At 73.2% G+C, this 22030-nt stretch carries 16 protein-coding genes; 9 read left to right on the top strand and 7 right to left on the bottom strand.

What is annotated here, in order from left to right; all coding sequences use genetic code 11:
* The first annotated feature begins 78 nt into the window (after nucleotides 1-78).
* Nucleotides 79-975: a hypothetical protein gene (locus AB0G32_RS09795; RefSeq protein ID WP_361160752.1), complete on the top strand. Its 897-nt coding sequence runs from the start codon at nucleotides 79-81 to the stop codon at nucleotides 973-975.
* A 69-nt stretch (nucleotides 976-1044) separates the two neighbouring features.
* Here the strand turns inward: AB0G32_RS09795 and AB0G32_RS09790 are convergent, their stop codons facing one another.
* Both AB0G32_RS09790 and AB0G32_RS09785 read right to left on the bottom strand, forming a co-directional pair.
* Nucleotides 1045-2655, bottom strand: coding sequence for a ubiquinol-cytochrome c reductase cytochrome b subunit (locus AB0G32_RS09790; protein WP_361160749.1), 1611 nt, complete (start codon nucleotides 2653-2655; stop codon nucleotides 1045-1047).
* 69 nt (nucleotides 2656-2724) lie between these two features.
* Nucleotides 2725-3444 (bottom strand): VWA domain-containing protein, encoded by a 720-nt coding sequence (locus tag AB0G32_RS09785; RefSeq protein WP_361160746.1) that lies wholly within the window; start codon nucleotides 3442-3444, stop codon nucleotides 2725-2727.
* 136 nt (nucleotides 3445-3580) lie between these two features.
* Between AB0G32_RS09785 and AB0G32_RS09780 the strand changes: the two genes are divergently transcribed.
* Both AB0G32_RS09780 and AB0G32_RS09775 read left to right on the top strand, forming a co-directional pair.
* On the top strand, nucleotides 3581-4546 hold the full coding sequence (locus tag AB0G32_RS09780; protein WP_361160743.1) for a rhomboid family intramembrane serine protease: 966 nt from the start codon (nucleotides 3581-3583) through the stop codon (nucleotides 4544-4546).
* Nucleotides 4547-4820: 274 nt separating this feature from the next.
* The gene (locus tag AB0G32_RS09775; RefSeq protein WP_361160740.1) at nucleotides 4821-5720 is read left to right on the top strand and encodes a chitosanase; all 900 of its coding nucleotides are present in this window, start codon (nucleotides 4821-4823) and stop codon (nucleotides 5718-5720) included.
* 113 nt (nucleotides 5721-5833) lie between these two features.
* On the opposite strand, the gene AB0G32_RS09770 is transcribed toward AB0G32_RS09775, so the two are convergent.
* From AB0G32_RS09770 to AB0G32_RS09760, 3 genes are all read right to left on the bottom strand, one after another.
* On the bottom strand, nucleotides 5834-7297 hold the full coding sequence (locus AB0G32_RS09770; RefSeq protein WP_361160737.1) for a glutamate synthase subunit beta: 1464 nt from the start codon (nucleotides 7295-7297) through the stop codon (nucleotides 5834-5836).
* Nucleotides 7290-11801, bottom strand: a complete 4512-nt coding sequence (gene gltB, locus AB0G32_RS09765) for a glutamate synthase large subunit (RefSeq protein WP_361160734.1) — start codon at nucleotides 11799-11801, stop codon at nucleotides 7290-7292. The genes AB0G32_RS09770 and gltB overlap by 8 nt, the downstream gene beginning before the upstream one ends.
* Before the next feature lie 477 nt (nucleotides 11802-12278).
* Nucleotides 12279-13010 (bottom strand): VIT1/CCC1 transporter family protein, encoded by a 732-nt coding sequence (locus AB0G32_RS09760; RefSeq protein WP_361160731.1) that lies wholly within the window; start codon nucleotides 13008-13010, stop codon nucleotides 12279-12281.
* A 247-nt stretch (nucleotides 13011-13257) separates the two neighbouring features.
* On the opposite strand from AB0G32_RS09760, the gene AB0G32_RS09755 reads away from it, so the two are divergent.
* From AB0G32_RS09755 to AB0G32_RS09730, 6 genes are read left to right on the top strand one after another with little or no spacing between them, the layout of a single operon-like run.
* The gene (locus AB0G32_RS09755) at nucleotides 13258-14304 is read left to right on the top strand and encodes an ADP-ribosylglycohydrolase family protein (protein ID WP_361160729.1); all 1047 of its coding nucleotides are present in this window, start codon (nucleotides 13258-13260) and stop codon (nucleotides 14302-14304) included.
* Entirely contained in the window at nucleotides 14301-15545 is a 1245-nt protein-coding gene (locus AB0G32_RS09750; protein ID WP_361160726.1) for an ADP-ribosylglycohydrolase family protein, read from the top strand. The genes AB0G32_RS09755 and AB0G32_RS09750 overlap by 4 nt, the downstream gene beginning before the upstream one ends.
* The gene (locus AB0G32_RS09745) at nucleotides 15542-16705 is read left to right on the top strand and encodes an ADP-ribosylglycohydrolase family protein (RefSeq protein ID WP_361160723.1); all 1164 of its coding nucleotides are present in this window, start codon (nucleotides 15542-15544) and stop codon (nucleotides 16703-16705) included. The genes AB0G32_RS09750 and AB0G32_RS09745 overlap by 4 nt, the downstream gene beginning before the upstream one ends.
* The gene (locus tag AB0G32_RS09740; RefSeq protein ID WP_361160720.1) at nucleotides 16693-18054 is read left to right on the top strand and encodes an ADP-ribosylglycohydrolase family protein; all 1362 of its coding nucleotides are present in this window, start codon (nucleotides 16693-16695) and stop codon (nucleotides 18052-18054) included. The genes AB0G32_RS09745 and AB0G32_RS09740 overlap by 13 nt, the downstream gene beginning before the upstream one ends.
* A complete protein-coding gene (locus tag AB0G32_RS09735) occupies nucleotides 18051-19247 on the top strand; it encodes a CoA transferase (RefSeq protein WP_361160717.1) in 1197 nt (398 codons plus the stop codon). The genes AB0G32_RS09740 and AB0G32_RS09735 overlap by 4 nt, the downstream gene beginning before the upstream one ends.
* Nucleotides 19244-20059: a CoA ester lyase gene (locus tag AB0G32_RS09730; protein ID WP_361160714.1), complete on the top strand. Its 816-nt coding sequence runs from the start codon at nucleotides 19244-19246 to the stop codon at nucleotides 20057-20059. Before AB0G32_RS09735 ends, AB0G32_RS09730 begins: the two co-directional genes overlap by 4 nt.
* A 59-nt stretch (nucleotides 20060-20118) precedes the next feature.
* On the opposite strand, the gene lgt is transcribed toward AB0G32_RS09730, so the two are convergent.
* Together lgt and AB0G32_RS09720 are read right to left on the bottom strand one after the other, a co-directional pair.
* Nucleotides 20119-21114 carry a prolipoprotein diacylglyceryl transferase gene (gene lgt, locus AB0G32_RS09725; RefSeq protein WP_361160711.1) on the bottom strand — a complete coding sequence of 332 codons (996 nt, stop codon included), beginning with the start codon at nucleotides 21112-21114 and terminating at the stop codon, nucleotides 20119-20121.
* Nucleotides 21115-21198: 84 nt separating this feature from the next.
* Nucleotides 21199-21969, bottom strand: a complete 771-nt coding sequence (locus AB0G32_RS09720; RefSeq protein ID WP_361160708.1) for a thioredoxin domain-containing protein — start codon at nucleotides 21967-21969, stop codon at nucleotides 21199-21201.
* Nucleotides 21970-22030: the final 61 nt, after the last annotated feature.

Raw genomic sequence — 22030 nt, 5'->3', positions numbered from 1 at the left:
GGCGCGGCCGGAGCGGGGCGGGGCCGGGCGCCGCGCCGTACAGTGGAGGAGGGTTCTCGGCGTCTTGGGGGTGCGGACGTGGCGGACGACGGGCCGGTCGAGCGCGGCTTCCCGCACCTGGAGACGGTGCGGGCCGCGATCACCGCGCTGTACCGGCGGCTGTCGTACGACACCGTCCAGACCTTCGCGGCCAGTGTGGCGCCGGCCGACGTGGCGTTCTGCGACACGGACGACCTGTATCTGGGGGCGCAGCGGGTCGCCCACGAGCTGGTGCGGCACTACCGACTGCCGGACGCGCGGCTGATCGTCTCCTTCCGGGCGATGTCCCACGCGGCCAATGTCGAACTGGCCGCCGGGCCCGAGTACTTCGTCGAGCTGAACGACCGCTTCCGCGCGCACCGGCGGGACATCGGGGCGGCCTTGGCGCACGAGGTGACGCATGTCTACCTGCACCGGCTGGGGCTGTCGTTCCGGGGCACGCGGGACAACGAGATCCTGACCGACACGGTGACGGCGTATCTGGGCGCGGGGTGGCTGCTCCTCGACGCGTTCCGCCAGGACGCGGCGTCCTCGCAGAAGCTGGGCTATCTGACGCCGGAGGAGTTCGGGTACGTGCTGGCCAAGCGGGCGGTGGTGTTCGGGGAGGACCCGTCGGTGTGGTTCACCAGTGCGCAGGCGTACGAGGCGTACGCGGCGGGGCGGGAGCGGGCTCGCCGGGACGAGCGGCAGCCGCCGCTGACGGCGGCGGGCTGGGCGGGGCGGCGGCGGTACGCGCGGGACCGGCGGCAGGCGCGGGACCAGCCGGCCGGGGGCGCGGACACCGGCCTGCCGTACGCGTTCTCGCCGGACGGGCCGGGGCCGCTGCGGGTGTCGTTCCCGTGCCCGACCTGTCATCAGCGGATTCGGGTGCCGGTGCGGGGGCGGGTCCGGGCGCGGTGCGGGTTGTGCAAGACGGTTCTCGAATGCGATACGTGAGCTGAAGCGCCCAAAGGGGCGTGGGGAACCGCGCGATCAGCCACAACGCACCCGCGACGTCGTCAGAGGTCAATGCCCCCCTCTGCTCAGCTCCCGGTACTCCTCCTCCGTGGGCTTCGCCACGTACGTCCCCGGGCCGTACATCGCACGGGCCAGCCGCGCCCGCAGCCGGTGCGCGGCGGGTATCCGGCGCGCCACCCCGTTGCCGTCCACTCGGGCCCCCGCCTGGTACGGCGGAGCCTGTTCGTGCTGGGTGAGGACGAACCGCTGGGCCCGCGTCAGCGGTTCGTGCACCTCGATGTACTCGCCGTGCGGCAGGCGCCGGATGATGCCCGACTCGCGGCCGTGCAGCACCTTGTCGCGGTCGCGGCGCTGGAGGCCGAGGCAGACGCGGCGGGTGATGACGAAGGCGAGGACCGGGGCGGCGAAGAAGGCGATCCGGACGAACCAGGTGATGGCGTTGATGGACAGGTGGAACCGGGTGGCCCACAGGTCGTTGCCGCCGCCGACCAGCAGGACCGCGTACTGGGTCAGCCAGGCGACGCCCAGTCCGGTGCGGGTGGGGACGTTGCGCGGCCGGTCCAGCACGTGGTGTTCGCGTTGGTCGCCGGTGATCCACGCCTCGACGAAGGGGTAGCCGCCGATCGCGGCGAGGAGCAGCGGGAAGAGCATGAAGGGGATGAAGACGCCCAGTTGGAGGGTGTGGCCCCAGGCGTTGATCTCCCAGCCGGGCATCACCCGGATCAGGCCCTCGGAGAAGCCGAGGTACCAGTCGGGCTGGGCGCCGGTGGTGACCAGGTCGGCGCGGTAGGGGCCGAAGGCCCAGACCGGGTTGATCGTGGCGATCGCGCCCATGACGGACAGGGCGCCGAAGACCAGGAAGAAGAAGCCGCCCGCCTTGGCCATGTACACCGGGAGGAACGGCATGCCGGTGACCGACTGCTCGGTGTGGCCGGGGCCGGGGTACTGCGTGTGCTTGTGGTAGAAGACCAGCGCCAGGTGGGCGACGACCAGGGCGAGGATGATGCCGGGCAGCACCAGGACGTGGATCGGGTAGAGCCGGGAGATGATGTCGTCGCCGGGGAACTCGCCGCCGAAGAGGAAGAAGGCGAGATACGTCCCCACCAGCGGGATGGACAGGATGGCGCCCTGGGCGAAGCGCAGGCCGGTGCCGGAGAGCAGGTCGTCGGGGAGCGAGTAGCCGGTCAGGCCGGTGATCAGGGCCAGCATCAGCATGGTCCAGCCGAGGACCCAGTTCAGTTCGCGCGGCTTGCGGAAGGCGCCGGTGAAGAACACCCGCATCATGTGCACCAGCAGTCCGGCGCAGAACACCAGGGCCGCCCAGTGGTGGATCTGCCGGATCAGCAGTCCGCCGCGGACGTCGAAGCTGATGTCCAGGGTGGACTCGTAGGCGCGGGTCATGATGACGCCGTTGAGCGGTTCGTAGGAGCCGTGGTAGACGATCTCGACGCTGCTGGGCTCGAAGAACAGGGTGAGGTAGACGCCGGTGAGGACGAGGACCAGGAAGCTGTAGAGGCAGACCTCGCCGAGCATGAAGGACCAGTGGTCCGGAAAGACCTTGCGCATGTAGGTCTTGCCCAGCGCGTAGATGCCGAGGCGGCCGTCGGCCCAGTCGGCCACCCGCTCGCCCCGCCCCGGTTCGCTGCGTCGTGCGCCCATGCCACGCCCCCCTCGGCCGACCCCAGGGTGCCATGAGCACGTCGGTGCGCAACAGGGCCCGGGGCGGGGCTAGTTGATGATGCCCTTGGCCCGCGCGTCCACCAGCCACTTGGGGAACTCGCCGACCAGGCGGTCGTACAGGTCGGCGTCGGAGACCGTGCGCGGGTCCGGTCCGGCGTGGAAGAAGCCGGCGTTGTCGACGACCCGCTTGTGCGGGACGGGCAGTTCGTCCAGCCTGCGCAGGTAGTCGAACTGCTTGCTGCCCCGATCGCCGAAGCCGACGAACTGCCAGAACAGCGGCAGCCGGGCGGCCTTGCACAGATAGCGCTCGGCGGCGAGGCGGTTGACCGGGCCGCCGTCGGTCTGGAAGACGACCAGGGCGGGGGCGGTGCAGCCGCTGTCCAGGTAGTGGTCGATGACGGCGTCCATGGCCAGGTGGTAGGCGGTCTTGCCCATGTGGCCCAGGCCCGCCACGATCCGGTCGATCCGGCCCTGGTGGTCGGCGAGCGCGATGTCGGTGACGGCGTCGACGTCCGTGGAGAAGAACACCACCGGCACCGTGCCGTCGTCGTCGAGGTGGGCGGACAGCGACAGCACCCGGTCGGCGAGCGCCTGCACGCTGCCGTCCTTGTAGTACGGCTTCATCGAGCCGGAGTAGTCGATGACGAGGTAGACCGCGGCCCGCTCCCCGTCCAGCCCGTGCTTGCGCAGCGAGACACCGGCGCTCTTGTACAGGCCGACCAGGGCGGGCGCGCGCTCCTCGACCTTGCTGAGACTGATCGCGGCCATCCGGACTCCCCCTTGTGCGACGCCACCCCGGCTGCCGAGGTTACGGCACTGATCGACCCTGCTCTCAGCCAGTCCACAGCAGTTCGCTATTTTGTTCGCCGCCGCCCGTTCCCCACCGTCTCAGAGGAGCCGGCTCTTGGAGCCCGAGCCCGTCGTCACGACCTGCTACCGCCATCCGGCGCTGGAGTGCCAGGTCCGCTGCACCCGCTGCGAGCGGTACATCTGCCCGGACTGCATGCGTGCGGCGTCCGTCGGTCACCAGTGCCCGATGGGGGTACCTCCCGGTTCGAGCGAAGCCGAGAACTGGGGGAGCGTGAAGGAGGGGGCCCGGTCGGTCCGGCGGGCCCGCACCGTCGTCGGCGGCCGGGTCACGACGACGCCGGTGGTGACGTACGCGCTGATCGCGCTCAACGTGCCGGCCTACGTCGCCGAGGTGGTCCGCCCGGAGATCGTGGACCGCTTCTCGATGGTGACCGCGCGGCTGATCGGGCCGGACGGCGGTCACTACGTCTACCAGGAGACCTACCCGCGGGGCTTCCACGCCGAGGGTGTGGTGGCCGGCGAGTGGGAGCGGGTGCTGACCGGGGGCTTCCTGCATCTCCAGCCGGGCGAGGGCACGTTCGGGCTGCTGCACATCGTGATGAACATGGCCGCGCTGTGGCAGCTGGGCCGGGTGGTGGAGCCGATGCTCGGCCGGGTCCGGTACCTGGTGCTGTATCTGCTGGCGGTGCTCGGCGGCTCGGTGTGCGTGCTGCTGCTGGCCGACCCCGGGCAGGCGTCGGTGGGTGCCTCGGGCGGCGTCTTCGGGCTGGGCGCGGCGTACTACGTGCTGGCCCGCCGGGTCGGTGCCGACCTGGGGCCGGTCAACCGGTTCATGGCCTATCTGCTGCTGTGGCTGCTGATCTCGGCCGGCCTCACCTCCTGGCAGGGCCACCTCGGCGGCCTGCTGACGGGCGGTCTGGTGGCGGCGGCGTTCGCCTGGGCGCCCCGCGACGGGCGCCGGGCGCTGGTACAGGCGGGCGCGTGCGCCGCGCTGCTGGTGCTGCTGGCGGTGGCCGCGCTGGCCCGGCAGGCGGCGCTGACCGGCGGCGGTGCGGTGTGAGGCGGCTCCAGACGATCTCCCGGGCACCCGCCCCGACCGGCGGAGGTGCCGCCCACCGGGCGCCTCTCATCGCCCGGCCGGCAGCGACCCGCACGACCGCCCCGACCGCCCCGACCGCGCCGACCGCGCCGACCGCCAAGAACGCCGCACCCCGGACACTCCCCGCCGCCGGACCGGCAGCGACCCGCACGACCGCCCCGACCGACGTACCCGCCGCGCTTCCCGCCGCCCGGCCGGCAACGACCCGCATCGCCCCGACCGACGGAGGTGCCGTATGAGGCGTGGTGTGCTGGTCTTCGCGGCGGTGCCGGTGGTGGCCACGGCGGCGGTCTTCCTCTTCTCGCCGTCGGACTCCGGCGACGCCCCGTCCGGTCCGCCCGCCGCCACCGCCCGGTCCGCCCGCGAGGAGGCCAAGGACCGGGCCGAGCGGGAGCGCGAGCAGGACGACGCGGTGCTGGCCGACCTGCCGGCCGGGCTGGCCGCCCCGGACAAGAAGGAGCTGGCGCAGCGGCTGGTGGCGAGCGCCGACAACTCGACGCTGGACTGGCGCAGCCTGTACGGCAGCATCGAGGACCTCGGCGACGGGCAGGGCTACACCGCGGGCATCGCCGGTTTCTGCACCGGCACCCACGATCTGCGCACCCTGGTCGAGCGGTACACCGCCGACCGCCCGGACAACGGCCTGGCCCGCTATCTGCCGGCCCTGCGGAAGGTGGACGGCACGGACTCGCACGAGGGTCTGGACCCGGGGTTCACGGCCGCCTGGCAGGCGGAGGCCGAGGTTCCGGCGTTCCGGAAGGCGCAGGAGAAGGAGCGCGACCGGGTCTACTTCGAGCCGGCCGTGCGGCTGGCCAAGCTGGACGGGCTGACCACGCTGGGCCAGTTCGTGTACTACGACGCGATCATCTTCCATGGCCCGGACACCGGGGCGGACGGCTTCTACGGGCTGCGCGAACGGGCCATGAAGCGGGCGAAGACCCCTGCGGCGGGCGGTGACGAGAAGGAGTTCCTCGACGCCTTCCTCGATGTGCGCCGCGCGGCGCTGCGGGCCGGCCGGGACGGCGACACCAGCCGGGTGGACACCGCGCAGCGGCGGTTCCTTCAGGCCGGGAACCTGGCGCTGGACCCGCCCCTCACCTGGCAGGTCTACGGGGACACCTACCAGGTGCCCTGAGCACCGCACGTGCGGCGGCGCCCGCCCCATGTCCGGTCGGGGACGGGGGCGGGCGCCGTCTGTGTTCCGTACGCCTTTGTACGGGACAGTTCTGGCGGGACCGGCGCGCGGCGTCAGACCAGCAGCGCGCGGTCGGTCGGCCGGATCGGGGCCGGCAGTTCGCTGGCGCCGGTCAGGAAGCGGTCGACGCCCTTGGCGGCCGAGCGGCCCTCGGCGATCGCCCAGACGATGAGCGACTGGCCGCGGCCCGCGTCACCGGCGACGAACACGCCGGGGACGTTGGTCTGGAAGTCGGCGTCGCGGGCGATGTTGCCGCGCGGGTCCAGCTCCAGGCCGAACTGGTCGACCATGCCGTTGGCCCGGTCGGTGCCGGTGAAGCCCATGGCGAGGGTGACCAGCTGGGCCGGGATCTTGCGCTCGGTGCCCGGCTTCGGGGTGAGCTTGCCGTCGACGAACTCGACCTCGACCAGGTGCAGCCACTGGACGTTGCCGTCCTCGTCGCCCTCGAAGTGGGTGGTGTTGACGGAGTAGACCCGCTCCCCGCCCTCCTCGTGCGCCGAGGTGACCTTGTACAGCATCGGGAAGGTCGGCCACGGCTGGCGTACCGCGTCCCGCTCGTCACCGGGCCGGGGCATGATCTCCAGCTGGGTGACGGAGGCGGCGCCCTGACGGTGCGCGGTGCCCACGCAGTCGGCGCCGGTGTCGCCGCCGCCGATGACGACGACGTGCTTGCCCTCGGCCGAGATCGGGGAGGTGACGTAGTCGCCCTCCTGGACCTTGTTCGACAGCGGCAGGTACTCCATCGCCTGGTAGACGCCCTTGAGTTCGCGGCCGGGGACCGGCAGGTCGCGGGCGGTGGTGGCGCCCACGGCCAGCACGACGGCGTCGTAGCGCTTCTTCAGGTCGCCGGCCTTTATGTCGTGGCCGATCTCGACGCCGGTGCGGAACCGGGTGCCCTCCGCGCGCATCTGCTCGATACGGCGGTTGATGTGCCGCTTCTCCATCTTGAACTCGGGGATGCCGTACCGCAGCAGGCCGCCGACGCGGTCGGCGCGCTCGAAGACGGCGACGGTGTGGCCGGCCCGGGTGAGCTGCTGGGCGGCGGCCAGTCCGGCCGGGCCCGAGCCGATCACCGCGACGGTCTTGCCGGACAGCCGCTCGGGGATCTGCGGCCGCACGTCACCGGTGTCCCACGCCTTGTCGATGATGGAGACCTCGACGTTCTTGATGGTGACCGGCGGCTGGTTGATGCCCAGCACACACGCCGACTCGCACGGGGCCGGGCACAGCCGGCCGGTGAACTCCGGGAAGTTGTTGGTGGCGTGCAGCCGCTCGGAGGCGGCGGACCAGTCCTCGCGGTAGGCGTAGTCGTTCCACTCGGGGATCAGGTTCCCGAGCGGGCAGCCGTTGTGGCAGAACGGGATGCCGCAGTCCATGCAGCGGCTGGCCTGCTTGCTGATGATCGGCAGCAGGGAGCCGGGCACGTAGACCTCTTTGAAGTCCTTGACGCGCTCGTCGACCGGGCGGGACTCGGCGACCTCGCGGCCGTGGTTCAGGAAGCCCTTGGGGTCAGCCATTGATCGCCGCCTCCATCATCTTCTCGGTGATCTCGGATTCGGAGAGACCGTCTCGCTCGGCGGCGTCCTTGGCGGCGAGCACTGCCTTGTACGTGCTGGGGATGATCTTGCTGAAGCGTTCGGCGGACGCGGACCAGTCGGCGAGCAGCTTGCCGGCCACCGTGGAGCCGGTCTCCTCGGCGTGCCGGCGCACCACGTCGTGCAGCCATTCCCGGTCGGTGTCGTCCAGCGCCTCGATCGCGCCGACGTTGCCGGCGTTGACGTTGTCCCGGTCCAGGTCGATGACGTAGGCGGTGCCGCCGGACATGCCGGCCGCGAAGTTGCGTCCGGTCTCGCCGAGGACGACCGCCTGGCCGCCGGTCATGTACTCGCAGCCGTGGTCGCCGACGCCCTCGGAGACGACCAGCGCGCCGGAGTTGCGGACGCAGAAGCGTTCGCCGGTCCTGCCGCGCACGAACATCTCGCCGCCGGTGGCGCCGTAGCCGATGGTGTTGCCGGCGATGACGCTGTACTCGGCGAGGTGGTCGGCGCCGCGGTCCGGGCGGACGATGATCCGGCCGCCGGACAGGCCCTTGCCGACGTAGTCGTTGGCGTCGCCCTCCAGGCGGAGCGTGACGCCGCGCGGCACGAAGGCGCCGAAGGACTGGCCGGCCGAGCCGGTGAAGGTGATGTCGATGGTGTCGTCGGGCAGGCCCGCGCCGCCGAACTTCCGGGTCACCTCGTGGCCGAGCATGGTGCCGACCGTGCGGTTGATGTTGCGGATGGCGACCTGGGCGCGGACCGGGGCCGCGTCGGCTGCGCCGGTGGCGGACAGCGCGTCGGCGGCGAGCTTGATCAGCTCGTTGTCGAGCGCCTTCGCCAGGCCGTGGTCCTGCTCGGTGATCCGGTGGCGGACCGCGCCCGCGGGCAGCTCGGGCACGTGGAACAGCGGGGCCAGGTCCAGGCCCTGGGCCTTCCAGTGGCTTATGGCGCGGGTGACGTCGAGGGCCTCGGCGTGCCCGACGGCCTCCTCGATGGAGCGGAAGCCCAGCTCGGCGAGGATCTCGCGGACCTCTTCGGCGATGAACTTGAAGAAGTTGACGATGTACTCGGCCTTGCCGGAGAACCGCTCGCGCAGCACCGGGTTCTGGGTGGCGATGCCGACCGGGCAGGTGTCCAGGTGGCAGACGCGCATCATGACGCAGCCGGAGACGACCAGCGGCGCGGTGGCGAAGCCGAACTCCTCGGCGCCGAGCAGGGCGGCGATGACCACGTCCCGGCCGGTCTTGAGCTGGCCGTCGGTCTGCACGACGATCCGGTCGCGCAGGCCGTTGAGCAGCAGCGTCTGCTGGGTCTCGGCGAGGCCGAGCTCCCAGGGGCCGCCCGCGTGCTTCAGGGAGGTGAGGGGGGAGGCACCCGTGCCGCCGTCGTGGCCGGAGATGAGCACCACGTCCGCGTGCGCCTTGGAGACGCCCGCGGCAACCGTGCCGACGCCGACCTCGGAGACCAGCTTGACGTGAATGCGCGCCTGGGGGTTGGCGTTCTTCAGGTCGTGGATCAGCTGGGCGAGGTCCTCGATGGAGTAGATGTCGTGGTGCGGCGGCGGCGAGATCAGGCCCACGCCCGGCGTCGAGTGCCGGGTCTTGGCGACCCACGGGTAGACCTTGTGGCCGGGCAGCTGGCCGCCCTCGCCGGGCTTGGCGCCCTGGGCCATCTTGATCTGGATGTCGTCGGCGTTGACCAGGTACTCGCTGGTCACGCCGAAGCGGCCGGAGGCGACCTGCTTGATGCTGGACCGGCGGGCCGGGTCGTACAGGCGCTCCGGGTCCTCGCCGCCCTCACCGGTGTTGGACTTGCCGCCCAGCTGGTTCATGGCGATGGCGAGGGTCTCGTGCGCCTCCTTGGAGATGGAGCCGTACGACATGGCGCCGGTGGAGAACCGCTTGACGATCTCGCTGACCGGCTCGACCTCGTCGACGGAGATCGAGGGGCGGTCGGACTTGAGGCCGAAGAGCCCGCGGAGCGTCATCAGCCGCTCGGACTGCTCGTTCACCCGGTCCGTGTACTTCTTGAAGATGTCGTACTTGCCGGAGCGCGTCGAGTGCTGGAGCCGGAAGACCGTCTCCGGGTCGAACAGGTGCGGCTCGCCCTCGCGGCGCCACTGGTACTCGCCGCCGATGTCGAGGGCGCGGTGGGCCGGCGCGATGCCGGAGGCGGGGTACGCCTTGGCGTGCCGGGCGGCGACCTCCCGCGCGATGACGTCGATGCCGACGCCGCCGATCTTGGTGGCGGTGCCGTTGAAGTACTTGGTCACGAACGCCTGGTCCAGGCCGACGGCCTCGAAGACCTGGGCGCCGCGGTAGGAGGCGACGGTGGAGATGCCCATCTTGGACATGACCTTCAGGACGCCCTTGCCGAGGGCGTAGATCAGGTTCCGGATGGCCTGCTCGGGCTCCATGCCCGGCAGGAAGGTGCCCGCGCGGACCAGGTCCTCGACGGACTCCATGGCCAGGTACGGGTTGACCGCGGCGGCGCCGAAGCCGATCAGCAGGGCGACGTGGTGCACCTCGCGGACGTCGCCGGCCTCGATCAGCAGGCCCACCTGGGTGCGCTGCTTGGTGCGGATGAGGTGGTGGTGGACGGCCGCGGTGAGCAGCAGCGACGGGATCGGCGCGTGCTCGGCGTCGGAGTGCCGGTCGGAGAGCACGATGAGGCGGGCGCCGTTGTCGATGGCGGCGTCGGCCTCGGCGCAGATCTCCTCGATCCGGGCGGCCAGCGCGTCGCCGCCGCCGGAGACCCGGAACAGGCCGGAGAGGGTCGCGGCCTTCATGCCCGGCATGTCGCCGTCGGCGTTGATGTGGATGAGCTTGGCCAGCTCGTCGTTGTCGATCACCGGGAAGGGCAGCACGACGGTGCGGCAGGACGCGGCGGTCGGCTCGAGCAGGTTGCCCTGCGGGCCGAGCGCGGAGCGCAGCGAGGTGACCAGTTCCTCGCGGATGGCGTCCAGCGGCGGGTTGGTGACCTGCGCGAAGAGCTGGGTGAAGTAGTCGAAGAGCAGCCGGGGGCGGTCGGAGAGCGCGGCGATCGGCGAGTCGGTGCCCATCGAGCCGATCGGCTCGGCGCCGGCCTTGGCCATCGGCGCGAGGATGACCCGCAGCTCTTCCTCGGTGTAGCCGAAGGTCTGCTGGCGGCGGGTGACCGAGGCGTGGGTGTGCACGATGTGCTCGCGCTCGGGCAGGTCGCCCAGCTCGATCTCGCCGGCTTCCAGCCAGTCGGCGTACGGGTTCTCGGCGGCCAGGCCCGCCTTGATCTCGTCGTCCTCGATGATGCGGTGCTCGGCGGTGTCCACCAGGAACATCCGGCCGGGCTGGAGGCGGCCCTTGCGGACCACCTTGGCGGGGTCGATGTCGAGGACGCCGACCTCGGAGCCGAGCACGACCAGGCCGTCGTCGGTGACCCAGTAGCGGCCGGGGCGCAGGCCGTTGCGGTCGAGGACCGCGCCGACCTGGGTGCCGTCGGTGAAGGTGACGCAGGCCGGGCCGTCCCAGGGCTCCATCATCGTGGAGTGGTACTGGTAGAAGGCGCGCCGGGCCGGGTCCATCGAGTCGTGGTTCTCCCACGCCTCGGGGATCATCATCAGCACGGAGTGCGGCAGCGACCGGCCGCCCAGGTGCAGCAGCTCCAGGACCTCGTCGAAGGAGGCGGAGTCGGAGGCGTCGGGCGTACAGACCGGGAAGAGCCGCTCCAGGTCCGCGGAGGACCCGAACCGGTCGGAGGCGAGCTGGGACTCGCGGGCCACCATCCAGTTGCGGTTGCCCTTGACCGTGTTGATCTCGCCGTTGTGCGCGACGAACCGGTACGGGTGGGCCAGCGGCCAGGACGGGAAGGTGTTGGTGGAGAACCGGGAGTGCACGAGCGCGATCGCGGAGGCGAACCGGCGGTCGGACAGGTCCGGGAAGAACGGCTCCAGCTGGCCGGTGGTCAGCATGCCCTTGTAGACGATGGTCCGGGCGGACAGCGACGGGAAGTAGACGCCGATCTCGCGCTCGGCGCGCTTGCGCAGCGCGAAGGCACGGCGGTCCAGGGCGATGCCCTCGGAGGCTCCGTCGGTGACGAAGATCTGCCGGAAGACCGGCATGGTCGAGCGGGCGGTGGCGCCGAGCAGCTGCGGGGCGACCGGCACCTCGCGCCAGCCGAGGACGGTCAGGCCCTCCTCGGCGGCGATCGTCTCGATCCGTGCGACGGCGTCGTCGGTGCCGTGCTCCGGCAGGAAGGCGATACCGACGGCGTAGTGACCGGCCTCGGGGAGGTCGAATCCGGCCACCTCGCGGAAGAAGGCGTCCGGCACCTGGGAGAGGATGCCTGCCCCGTCACCGGAGTCGGGCTCGGAGCCGGTGGCACCCCGGTGCTCCAGGTTGCGCAGCACGGTGAGGGCCTGGTCGACCAGCGTATGGGACGCCTCGCCGGTGAGAGTGGCGACGAAGCCGACGCCGCAGGCGTCGTGCTCGTTGCGGGGGTCGTACATACCCTGCGCAGCAGGGCGAGCATCCATGAAGGACCAGTTCTGGCCATTCGCGGAGTGCTGGGACGGCTGGCGCGGCGTACGCATCGGCTCTCCCGTCGTCGTCAGTGGCAAAGTGCGAAATGTGCCGAGGGACGACGTTGGCCCTCTGCGTGCTCAAGATGAGCGCAAAATTTCGTGCAGGTTACATGATGGAACGGTTCTCGGAAACCGGATATTCCGTTCCAACATGCGGACGCCAGGGGGTGCGTGGCGGGGGTACCGGGACCCGTTGGCGAAGGCTGTGGGGGTCCGGCCGGGACAGATCGATGTCCGTGGGACCAAGGGGCGGAACGGGCTTCGTCACCCGTTCCGCGGATGTGCCGCGGGCACCTTTGCCCGCAGCGCTTACGGCTCATGCCCGGTGGTCATGCTCTCGAAACCAGTGAGCAACGTGTAAACGACTACTTATGCGGCCCAACGCATAAGTCCGGAGCCGGGCTATCCTACGACCGTTCCGAACAAACTGCCCAGGGCGTACGTCACACCCGCCGCCGCGCCACCCAGGAGCAGCTGCCGCAGTCCGCTGAACCACCAGCTCCGCGCGGTCACCTTGGCCACCACGGCGCCGCTCAGGAACAGTCCCGCCAGCGCCAGCAGCACGGCCGGCCACAGCGCGGTGGCGCCGAGCAGGTAGGGCAGCACGGGAAGCAGCGCCCCCAGTGCGAACGAACCGAACGACGACACCGCCGCGACCAGCGGGGACGGCAGGTCGGAGGGGTCGATGCCGAGTTCCTCCCGGGCGTGTATCTCCAGCGCCTGCTCGGGGTCGCGGGACAGCTGCCGGGCCACCTCGCGGGCGAGGGCGGGATCGACGCCGCGCCCCTCGTAGAGGGCGGCGAGCTCGGCCTCCTCGTCCGCCGGGTGCTTGCGCAGTTCGCGCCGCTCGACGTCCAGCTCGGCCTCGACCAGCTCGCGCTGGGAGGCCACCGAGGTGTACTCGCCGGCCGCCATGGAGAAGGCGCCGGCGGCCAGCCCCGCGAGGCCGCTGATCACGACGGTGTGCTGGCCGGCGGTACCGCCGGCCACCCCGGTCATCAGCGCGAGGTTGGAGACCAGACCGTCCATCGCGCCGAAGACGGCGGGTCTGAGCCAGCCGCCGTTGACGTCCCGGTGGGTGTGGTTGTCGCGGTGCGCCTCATGCAGGGTCGCTTGGGTTTCGATGATGGCCACGAGGCCCCCCTCCAGCTTCTTTAGACTTCGTCCACTTCTCGACAACCACCAATCTACGCCCGGCATTCCCCGGCCGCCAGCAAGGAAAGGCTGGGCTAACCTGCGGTTTTACCGCTGGACGCTCATCCGTGCCATAGCCCGCACATATGTCGACCGGGTGATGGTGAGGCTCAGGAGGCTGCGGGGCGGCGCGCACCGGGGACAGTTCCGCAAAGTCCCGAAGGGGCTGTGAGGAAGGAGCGGTCGCGTGGCAGCACGCCGGGAACGGGCGCGGGGCGCACTGCTCGGCCTGGCCGTCGGCGACGCCCTCGGGGCGCCGGCCGAGAACCTGAAGCCCTCCCAGATCCGGGCCCGCTGGGGCCGCGTCACCGGGTACGTCGCCGAACACCCGGCCGGCACCGACGACACGGAGTACGCGATCTTCTCCGGGCTGCTGCTCGCCCGGCACGGGTCGGCGCTCACGCCCGCGCACGTGGAGGCGGCCTGGCACGAGTGGATCGCCGACCGCGACGAGGGCCCGTTCCGGGGCGCCGGGTTCAGCGAACGCGGCACCCTGGAGAACCTGCGCCGGGGACTGGCCGCCCCCATCTCCGCCCAGCACCGGCACGCCTGGAGCGACGGGCTGGCGATGCGGGCCGCGCCCTACGGGGTGTTCGCGGCCGGCCGCCCCGCCGAGGCGGCCCGGCTGGTGGCGGTCGACGGCTCGGTCAGCCATGACGGCGAGGGCATCTACGGCGGCCAGGCGGTGGCCGCCGGGGTGGCGGCGGCGATGGCCGGGGCGCCGACCGTCGCGGTGGTGGCCGCGGCACTGGCCGTGGTCCCCGACGACTCCTGGACGGCGCGCTCGCTGCGCCGGGCGGTCACGGCGGCCCACCGCGGCGAACGCGCCGTCCGCCGCGCGGTGGTCGTCGGCGGCTACCCCTGGACCGACCTGGCCCCGGAGGCGGTCGCCCTCGCCTTCGGCGCGTACGCGGCGGCCGACGGGGACTTCGCGCAGGCCGTGCTGACGGCCGTCAACATGGGGCGCGACGCCGACACCACGGCGGCGGTCGCGGGCGCGCTGGCCGGGGCGGCGCGGGGCATCGACGCGATCCCGGCCGAGTGGGCGGCCGCGATCGGCCCGGCGCACGGCAGCTGCCTCCCGGCGATGGCCGGCCACCATGTCCTGGAGGTGGCGGACCTGCTGACAACGGCGGCACAGCGGACACCGGAAGCGCCGAAGACGCCAAAAACGCCAGCCGCGCCGAAGACGCCGGACGCGCCGCACGCCCGCTCCCCCCGGGTCCCGTCATGACCCGGCGCCGCACCCCGCCCGAGCCCCCCGGCACCACCGCCTACGCCGCCGCCCCGCCCGACGTCACGGCACCGCCCCCGACCGCCGGCCGCGGGCAGCACCGTACGGAGACCGCCCCCCGCCGGGTGGAGGGCCTGCTGCTCGGCCTGGCCGCCGGGGACGCCGCCGGCTGGCCCGCCGCCCGGCACCGGGCCGCCCGGATGCCGGAGTGGACCCGGCGCCTCACCCGGGAACTGGACACCTTCGCCGAGCAGAACGCCACCACCACCCTCCCCGTCCCCATCGCCCTCAACCAGCCCCCGGAGCCGCTGCGCCTCGGCCCCTCCGACGACGCCGAGTGGGCGGCGTTCGCGGCCGAGGCGGTGCTGCGGGCCGGCGACGCGAGCACCCTCGGCGACCTGAGCCGGGACCGCCGCATCCGCACCGCCATCGATCTGACCTGGAGCGCGGTGGCCGCCGAGGTCGCCGCCGCGGCGGACCGCGCGCCCGAGGTCGAGTCGGCGGTGCTGCCGCTGCGGGCCCGGATCTCGGTGCGGGCCGGCCTCGGCAACCTCGCCGCGGGGCTGCGCCCGCCCGCCACCGGCCACGACAACCCGCACTACTTCGACGACGCCGCCTGCGTCCGGGCCTGTGCGCTCGCCACCGCCCACCCCGGTGAGCCCCGGCGCGCCGCCGCGCTCGCCGAGTTCGACGCCCGCTACACCCAGGACGGCGACGGCGTGCACGGCGCCCGGGCGATGGCGGCGGCCCTCGCCTGCGCCCTCGCCGGCGCGGACGTGCACGCGTGTGTGACGGCCGCGCTGGCCGAGCTGCCCGCGGCGACCGAGATCGGCCGCAACACCCGGCAGGCCCTGGCCCTGGCGGCGGACGCCGGGAGCACCTTCGCCCTGGTCCCGCTCCTGGAGCACCAGATCGTCGACCACGTCTACAGCTACGGCATCGCCGCCGCCGAGACGGTCCCGGTCGCGCTCGCCCTGGCCACCGCCGCGCGCGGCCGGATCGCCGAGGCGGTGCCGGCGGCGGCCTGTCTGTCCCGGGTCGCGGACTCCGCCCCGGCCCTGGCCGGCGCCCTGACCGGCGCCCTCGGCGGCGGTACGGCGATCCCCGCGGCCTGGCGGGACACCTGCCGCACCCTGCCCGGCTGCGTCCTGCCCCGCCTCACCGGCACGGACCTGGTGGAACTCGCCGGCCGCCTGGCAGCGGCGCGACCGGCCCGACCGGAAGGACCGCACACCGCATGACCCCCAGCACGGAAGACACGCTGGCCGAACGGATCACCGGCGCGCTGGTCGGCGCGGCCGTCGGCGACGCGCTCGGCGGCCCCGTCGAGGGCTACTCCCCCGAGCAGATCGTCGAACGGCACGGCGGCCGGGTGCACGGCATCGTCGGCCCCTGGCACGGCGACGCCTGGCGCACCGCCCGCCCCCTCGCCCCGTACCACAAGGGCGACGGGCACGTCACCGACGACACCCTGATGACCCACGCGCTGATCAGGGTGTACGCGACCGTCCGCGACCACCTCGACGCCTACGCGATCGCCGAGCACCTGGTCCCGGACCTGATCACCACCCCGCGCTGGATCCCGGAGCTGGCGGCCGAGGCACTCCCCCTCCAGCGGATCTTCCTGGCCGAGAAGTGGCTCGTGACCAGGCTGCACTACGGCCACGCCGACCCGCGCGAGGCCGGGGTCGGCAACGTCGTCAACTGCGGCGCGGCGATGTACGCGGCCCCGGTCGGCCTGGTCAACGCGGCCCACCCGGCGGGCGCCTACGCCGAGGCCCTGGACCTCGCGGGCGCGCACCAGTCGTCGTACGGCCGGGAGGCGGCCGGTGTCCTGGCGGCGGCGGTCGCGGCGGCCTGCGCGCCGGGCGCCACCCCTCGGTCGGTGGTGGACACCTGTCTGTCGCTGGCCAAGGACGGCACCCGCGAGGCGATCGAGAAGGTCTGCGAAGCCGCCGCCCGGCACTCCGACTTCGAGTCGGCCCTCGCCCCGCTCCGGGCGGCGGTCACCCCCTACGACACCGTCGGCCCGGACTACCGCTCCCCCTCCCTCGGCGCCCGCCGCCCGTCCCGGCTGCACGCCATCGAGGAACTCCCCGTCGCCCTGGGCATGGTGCTGGTGGCCGGCGGCGACTTCCGGCACGCGGTGCTCGGCGCGGTCAACTACGGCCGGGACTGCGACTCCATCGCCACCATGGCCGGCGCGATCACCGGCGCGCTGGGCTCCCCCGTACCGGACGAGTGGGCGAAGACGGTCGCGGAGGCGAGCCGGCTGGACCTGTGGGCGCCGGCCGCCACGCTGACCGAGGTGACCCGGGAGGTGTTCGCCCGGGACGTCCAGCGGCGCCGGGCGCACGAGCGGGCGTTCGCCGGGATCGGAGCAGCCCGGTGCTCCGCCTGACCTGGGCGCAGCCCGAGGACCTGATCGGTCACGAACTGCGCCAGGCCGCCCAGGACGGCCGGGACGCGTCGGCGGTCGCCGGGCGCTGGCGGGCGGCCGGCGGCTGCGACGCCCCGGCCCGCGCGGGCGCCTCCCCCGAGCCGGCCACCCGCTACCTGCGGCTGCTGGCGGAGGAACTGCTGGACGAACTGGCCGAGCTGCCCTGCCCGTCGGCCGAGCACGAGCCGACGGACCTGGCCGGCATCAGGGCCCGCTGTCCGCACTGGCCCGCCCCCGCGGCGGCGACCGACCCGGACCCGGTCCGCCTGGAGGCCGCCTGGCTCGGCCGGGCGGCCGGCTGCCTGCTCGGCAAACCGGTGGAGAAACTCCCCCTGGAGGCCATCCGCCGGCTCGCCCGCGCCACCGGCAACTGGCCGCCGACCGGGTACTTCACCGCCCGCGGCGTCCCCGCCGACCTGCTCGCCGCACACCCCTGGAACCGCCGCTCGGCCGCCACCTCCCTCGCCGAGAACATCGACGGCATGCCCGAGGACGACGACCTCAACTACCCGCTCCTCAACCTGCTGCTGATGCGGCGGCACGGCCGTGCCTTCACCACCGCCGACGTGGCCCGCGTCTGGCTGGACGAGCTTCCGGCGGGCCGCACCTTCACCGCCGAACGCGTCGCCTACCGCAACCTGCTGGCCGGCCTGGAACCGCCGGACACCGCCCGGTACCGCAACCCGTTCCGGGAGTGGATCGGCGCCCTGATCCGCGCCGATCTGCACGGCTGGACCAACCCCGGCGACCCGGCCGCCGCCGCCGAACAGGCGCACCGCGACGCGGTCCTCACCCACACCGCCAACGGTGTCTACGCGGCCATGTTCGCGGCGGCCGTCATCGCCACCGCCGCCACCGGCGGCCACGACGTGCACGCCTGTCTCGCCAGCGGGCTGACGGTCGTACCGCCCGCCTCCCGGCTGGCGACGGCCGTCCGCGAGGCCATGGAACTGGCCGCCGCCCACGCCGACTTCGACACGGTGGTGGACCATCTGCACGCCCGGCACGCGGCCGGCCATCACTGGGTGCACGCCGTCCCCAACACCGCTCTGATCGCCGCCGCCCTCACCCACGCCGACGGCGACTTCGCCGGGTCGGTCGGCCGGGCCGTCGCCGGCGGCTGGGACACCGACTCGGACGGGGCCACCGCCGGCAGCGTCGCCGCCCTGCTCGCCGGCGACCCCGCCGCCCTCCCCCAGCACCTCACCGCGCCGCTCAAGAACCGGCTCGCCAGCTCCGTCGCCGACTTCGACGGCACCGGCTTCGACGCCCTCGCCCACCTCACCCACCGGGAGGCCACCCGCCCATGACCCCCGCCCCCGCGCCCCTCACCGGTCTGCGCGTCCTGGACCTCGCCACCCTCTTCGCCGGCCCGCTCGCCGCGACCATGCTCGGCGACTTCGGCGCCGAGGTGATCAAGGTCGAGCACCCGGACCGGCCCGACCCGTCCCGCGGCCACGGCCCGTCGAAGGACGGCGTCGGCCTGTGGTGGAAGCTGCTCGGCCGCAACAAGCGCACCATCACCCTGGACCTGTCCAAGCCCGGCGGCCGCGACACCCTGCTGCGCCTCGCCGCCGGCGCGGACGTCGTGATCGAGAACTTCCGCCCCGGCACCCTGGAGCGCTGGGGCCTGGGCTGGGCGGAGCTGGCCGAGGTCAATCCCCGGCTGGTCCTCACCCGGGTCACCGGCTTCGGCCAGTTCGGGCCCTACGCCCACCGCCCCGGCTTCGGCACCCTCGCCGAGGCGATGAGCGGCTTCGCCGCGATGACCGGCGAGGCGGACGCGCCGCCGACCCTGCCGCCGTTCGGCCTGGCCGACTCGATCGCCGCGCTGGCCACGGCGTACGCGGTGATGACCGCGCTGGCCGCCCGGGACCGTACCGGCGAGGGCCAGGTCGTCGACATGGCGATCATCGAGCCGATCCTTACCGTGCTCGGCCCGCAGCCGCTCTGGTACGACCAGCTCGGCCACGTCCAGCCGCGCACCGGCAACCGGTCCGCGAACAACGCCCCGCGCAACACCTACCGCACCGCCGACGGCAGCTGGGTCGCCGTCTCCACCTCCGCCCAGTCGGTGGCCGAGCGGGTGATGCGCCTGGTGGGCCGCCCCGAGCTGATCGACGAACCGTGGTTCGCGACCGGCGCCGGCCGGGCCCACCACGCCGACCTGCTGGACCAGGCGGTCGGCGACTGGATCGCCGGCCGCCCGCGCGCCGAGGTGCTCGCCGCCTTCGAGGCGGCCGAGGCGGCGATCGCCCCGGTCCAGGACGTCCGGGACGTGCTGGCCGACCCGCAGTACCAGGCGCTGGACAGCGTGACCACGGTCGACGATCCGGAGCTGGGGCCGCTGCGGATGCAGAACGTCCTGTTCCGGCTGTCCGCCACGCCCGGCGCGATCCGCTGGGCGGGCCGGCCGCACGGCGCGGACACCGACGAGGTGCTCAGCGAGCTGGGCCTGACCCCGGGCGACCTGAAACTCCTGCGCGAGGCGGGCGCCGTATGACCCCGCCCCCGCTGACCTGGCTGTACGCCCCCGGCGACCGGCCGGACGTGGTGGCGAAGGCGCTGACCTGCGGCGCCGACGTGGTGATCGTGGACCTGGAGGACGCGGTCGCCCCGGACCGCAAGGAGTACGCCCGCGCCGCCACCGCCGAACTGCTCAGCGCCCCGCCGCCGGTGCCGGTGCACGTCCGCGTCAACGCCCTGGACAGCGGGTGGGCGGCGGCCGACCTGGCCGCGGTGGCCGCGCTGCCCGGTCTGTCCGGACTGCGGCTGCCCAAGGCGACCGCGCCGCGGCAGGTGGTCCGGGTGGCGCGGGCGGCGGCCGGGGTGCCGCTGTACCCGCTGCTGGAGTCGGCCCTCGGGGTGGAGCGGGCGTACCTGATCGCCGCCGCCCACCCCGCCGTGCGCGGCATCGCCCTCGGTGAGGCCGACCTCCGCGCCGACCTGGGCGTGAGCGGCGGCACCGGCCTCGACTTCTGCCGCTCCCGGGTGGTCGTCGCGGCCCGGGCGGCGGGGCTGGCGCCGCCCTGCCAGTCCGTCCACCCCGACACCCGGGACCTGGCCGGACTGGCCGCGTCCTGTGCCCACGGGCGGTCCCTGGGGTTCCTGGGCCGGGCCGCCATCCACCCCCGTCAGCTGCCGGTCATCGAGCGGGCCTATCTGCCCAGCACGGCGGAGCTGGACGCGGCGGAGGCGGTGCTGAAGGCGGCGGCGGTGGAACAGGGCGCCCTGGCGCTGCCGGACGGGCGGTTCGTCGACGCGGCGGTGGTCGCGGCGGCGCAGCGGACGCTGTCGCTGTCCCGGCGGCCGTAGCGCACACGAGGGCGCCCGGGGCGATATCGCCCCGGGCGCCCTCGTCGACGTGGCGGCGGTCAGCTCTTCTTCGCCGAACCGGCCCCGTCGGTCACGTCCTGCCGGGTGTCGTGGTCCTTCTGCCCGTCCTGCCCGTCCTGCCCGTCCTGCCCGTCCCGCTGGTCCTTCGCGTCCTTCTCGTCCGCGTCCGAAGCGTCCTCGGCGGTCTTCGGGTCGCCCGTGCCGTCCTCGTCGCCCGGCGCGCCCGGCTCGACCACGGCCTCCCGGCCGGGCCGCTTCCTCGCCGACACCACGATGTACGCGACCGCCAGCAGGAACACGAACAGCGCGGTCCAGTTGTTCAGCCTGAGGCCCAGGATGTGGTGGGCGTCGTCGACGCGCATGTACTCGATCCAGAACCGGCCCACGCAGTACGCGGCGACGTACAGCGCGAAGGCCCGGCCGTGCCCGAGCTTGAAGCGGCGGTCGGCCCAGATGACGAGCAGCGCCACGCCGACGCACCACAGCGACTCGTACAGGAACGTCGGGTGGTAGTAGCCCGGGATGCGGCCGTCCGCCGTGGACGTGATGTGCAGCGCCCAGGGCAGGTCGGTCTCGCGCCCGTACAGCTCCTGGTTGAACCAGTTGCCCCAGCGGCCGATGGCCTGCGCCAGCACGATGCCGGGGGCGACGGCGTCGGCCCAGGCGGGCAGCGGGATGCCGCGGCGGCGGCAGCCGATCCAGGCACCCAGCGCGCCCAGCGCGATGGCGCCCCAGATGCCGAGGCCGCCCTCCCAGATCTTGAAGGCGTCCACCCAGTCCCGGCCCTCGCTGAAATACAGCTCGTAGTCGGTGATCACGTGGTAGAGCCGGCCGCCGACCAGGCCGAAGGGGACGGCCCAGACCGCGATGTCGGCCACCGTGCCGGACTGTCCGCCGCGGGCCACCCAGCGCTTGTTGCCGAGCCAGACGGCGACGAAGACGCCGATGATGATGCAGAACGCGTAGCCGCGCAGCGGAATCGGGCCGAGGTGCAGCACCCCGCGCGACGGGCTGGGAATGAAGGCAAGTTCCATGACAGGGCCGACGCTACCGTGCCGGACCGGGCCCGCGCCGGGCGGCCCGGCTACGGGTCCATAACAGGCGCCGGCGAGATGCCCCTACTTGTTCTCGTCCTGCACCATCTTCTTCAGCTTCGCCGGGGTCATCGACTGGTCCGCGTAGATGTTCTTGTCGCCGAACAGCACGGTGGGCGTGCCGGTGAAGCCGCCGTTCCGGAAGGCGGCGGCCGACTTGTCGACCCAGCCGTCGTGCGTGCCGTCCGTGACGCACTCGCGGAAGGCCGGCGTGTCGAGGCCGTCGACCTTGCCGGCCAGCTCGATCAGCTTGTCGGTCTTGGCGAACGCGTCGTCGGTCTCCCGGGGCTGGTTGTCGTAGAGCACGTCGTGGTACGCGGGGAACTTCCCGGCGTCCTGGGCGCAGGCGGCGGCGTTGGCGGCGGTGCGGGAGCCGGTGCCGCCCATGTTGCCGTCGATGATGGTGGCCAGGTGGTAGTCGACCTTGAGCCGGCCGGCGGCGGTCAGCTCATGGATCACCGAGCGGTACGCCTGTTCGAAACTGTTGCAGGCGGGGCAGCGGAAGTCCTCCCAGACGGTGAGCGTGGACTTGGCGCTCTCCTTGCCGACCGGGATCGCGAGGCTGTCCTTGCCCTGGGCGCCCGAGGGCACCACGACCGGGCCCGACGCCTCGTCGTCGTCCTTTCCGGCCTGGGCCGCTACGACGCCGATCGCGGCGGCGACGCCCAGGACCCCGACGACGGCCGCGGCCACGACCAGCACGCGCCGGCGCTTGTCGGCGCCCTTCTGCTTCTCGCGCTCGACCGCCAGCCGCTCGCGGGCGGTGCGCTTTCCCTCACGGTTCTTCTCACTCACACCCCGCAGAACGAACCGGGGCGGCGCACCGCGCCGCCCCGGCCCCAGGTCCACCCGTTCG

The sequence above is a fragment of the Streptomyces sp. NPDC023723 genome, assembly GCF_040639815.1.
Lineage (GTDB): Bacteria > Actinomycetota > Actinomycetes > Streptomycetales > Streptomycetaceae > Streptomyces.
The sequence above is the reverse complement of the archived record's forward strand: the minus strand, read 5'-3'. Positions and strand labels throughout refer to the sequence as shown.

What these genes read in the sequence shown, in the direction of transcription:
- gltB (WP_361160734.1), bottom strand. Translation starts at nt 11,801, where the DNA reads ATGTACGACCCCCGCAACGAGCACGACGCCTGCGGCGTCGGCTTCGTC.
- lgt (WP_361160711.1), bottom strand. Translation starts at nt 21,114, where the DNA reads ATGGAACTTGCCTTCATTCCCAGCCCGTCGCGCGGGGTGCTGCACCTC.
- AB0G32_RS09790 (WP_361160749.1), bottom strand. Translation starts at nt 2,655, where the DNA reads ATGGGCGCACGACGCAGCGAACCGGGGCGGGGCGAGCGGGTGGCCGAC.
- AB0G32_RS09785 (WP_361160746.1), bottom strand. Translation starts at nt 3,444, where the DNA reads ATGGCCGCGATCAGTCTCAGCAAGGTCGAGGAGCGCGCGCCCGCCCTG.
- AB0G32_RS09775 (WP_361160740.1), top strand. Translation starts at nt 4,821, where the DNA reads ATGAGGCGTGGTGTGCTGGTCTTCGCGGCGGTGCCGGTGGTGGCCACG.
- AB0G32_RS09730 (WP_361160714.1), top strand. Translation starts at nt 19,244, where the DNA reads ATGACCCCGCCCCCGCTGACCTGGCTGTACGCCCCCGGCGACCGGCCG.
- AB0G32_RS09735 (WP_361160717.1), top strand. Translation starts at nt 18,051, where the DNA reads ATGACCCCCGCCCCCGCGCCCCTCACCGGTCTGCGCGTCCTGGACCTC.
- AB0G32_RS09770 (WP_361160737.1), bottom strand. Translation starts at nt 7,297, where the DNA reads ATGGCTGACCCCAAGGGCTTCCTGAACCACGGCCGCGAGGTCGCCGAG.
- AB0G32_RS09745 (WP_361160723.1), top strand. Translation starts at nt 15,542, where the DNA reads ATGACCCCCAGCACGGAAGACACGCTGGCCGAACGGATCACCGGCGCG.
- AB0G32_RS09750 (WP_361160726.1), top strand. Translation starts at nt 14,301, where the DNA reads ATGACCCGGCGCCGCACCCCGCCCGAGCCCCCCGGCACCACCGCCTAC.